At 31.5% G+C, this 1,873-nt stretch carries 1 protein-coding gene; it reads left to right on the forward strand.

Features of this window, described 5'->3' with window-relative positions; translation table 11 throughout:
* Nucleotides 1-921: 921 nt before the first annotated feature.
* Nucleotides 922-1,506 carry a hypothetical protein gene (locus A5819_RS08610; RefSeq protein WP_086353039.1) on the forward strand — a complete coding sequence of 195 codons (585 nt, stop codon included), beginning with the start codon at nucleotides 922-924 and terminating at the stop codon, nucleotides 1,504-1,506.
* Nucleotides 1,507-1,873: the final 367 nt, after the last annotated feature.

Here is a 1,873-nt window from a genome sequence, read left to right on the forward strand (position 1 = left end):
GGTGTGGAACATGGTGAATACGACTTCACTTATTAAGGAATATAGAGATATATAGTTAAGTTAATATCTAATAAAGTAGATAAGCAATCTGGATATTTGAGAATAGAGAGTAAAAAACATCATGAGAAAATTTATGGTGTTTTTCTTTATCTTAAAGTCAATCTGTTCTGATGAAGATAATTAGTGAATAAAATAATATATATAGAATTGTTTACTAAGTTCTCGCATCAATGGAACATCAAGAAGAGAATAGACCCAACTAAGAAAACAGTCGAAACGGAAAAAAACTAGAGAAAACGATTTAATCAAAAGTAGACTTTTTATATTTAACATAGGTACGAGGAGCAATGAAAAAAATTATTCATATAAGCAAAACCTCACGGATAGCTGCAACATAAAATCATATCACATTTTTAAAAATAAAATCGATTTATCGACCTCCATTGGTTTTCGTGAAAAAGCAATCCTCAACTAATCTAAACGTACTAAAGCAATTTGAGTTGTGTTATGCAGTAATTGGTTACTTCAATCAGTCTGCCAACTAGTGCGACATTTTTATGCTTCTTCTTCATATTCGTCATTATATCTCTCTAACAGTTTTTTTCAATGTTGAATCAAAAACCAACAACTAGATACGTTAGTTGTTGGTTTAGTAGAATTTCTGGTTATTTAAATCTGTCTCTTATACACATCTAGATGTGTATAAGAGACAGGATATAATTTATATAAGAGGGGGATTTTAAATGAGAATTAAAAAGGTACTGTTTATTTCAATGTTAGGAGTTTTTCTTAGTTTAGTAGTAGGGCTGTCTCTTATACACATCTAGATGTGTATAAGAGACAGGTTTAGTAGTAGGGACTTTAAAAGGAAACGCCGAGCTACCAGGAGATCCATTTGCTGATAGAGCAGCTGGCCAACAGATGTCGATCTGGAGAGGTGGACATTATTATGGTTATGGAATAGATGGGGGGCGGTCTTCATACGAATTTGGTACGAACATTAATATCAGTTATGATGCTCGTAAGAATGCAAAAATTATTTTGGAGTTAGAACCTGGAACTATGGGAGGCTTTTTACCTCATAAAATAGGTTTTTACAATACGCGATCTTATAATAACGTTGACAGAAGTATCAGAGCTAAAGAATCTTTGGTGGAAATAAATCTCTATAGACGTATTAAAAAAGCAGATGGTTCATATACATATTGTGATCCTGTAAGTATTTTGCCGGAACTATTGAGAGATGGAAAGGTTAGTTATTATACAAATTCAGGAGAATTTTTAGGGGCTCCGAGTACCTTTATAAATAAGATCATAATTGATCTAGGAGAACGATTAAATAATGGAGATGTTGCCATTAGTATTCCGTGGATTGAAACAGCTTCGTTAGGTGATACTTTTTATTCAGGATATCCTAAAAGTGATGCTACATTTACTTCACGAATAATTGCTGATGGGTTTTCATGGCATGGTGTGGAACATGGTGAATACGACTTCACTTATTAAGGAATATAGAGATATATAGTTAAGTTAATATCTAATAAAGTAGATAAGCAATCTGGATATTTGAGAATAGAGAGTAAAAAACCTGTCTCTTATACACATCTAGATGTGTATAAGAGACAGGATATATAGTTAAGTTAATATCTAATAAAGTAGATAAGCAATCTGGATATTTGAGAATAGAGCTGTCTCTTATACACATCTAGATGTGTAGACATCAAGAGATTTATCCTATATCTATAATATAAAAGACTTAAAAGAATTAAATATAAGTAGTGCTATGGGATCATCAGAAGGAATTGATTACACTAATATTACAGATCTAAATTTTTTAAAAAACCAAAAACAGTTAGAAAGTTTAAATGTCTGT

The sequence above is a fragment of the Enterococcus sp. 7E2_DIV0204 genome (genome assembly GCF_002140855.1).
In the GTDB taxonomy this organism is placed as follows: Bacteria; Bacillota; Bacilli; order Lactobacillales; family Enterococcaceae; genus Enterococcus_L; species Enterococcus_L lemimoniae.

Coding starts and splice junctions, on each gene's coding strand:
- A5819_RS08610 (WP_086353039.1), top strand. CDS start 922: ATGTCGATCTGGAGAGGTGGACATTATTATGGTTATGGAATAGATGGG.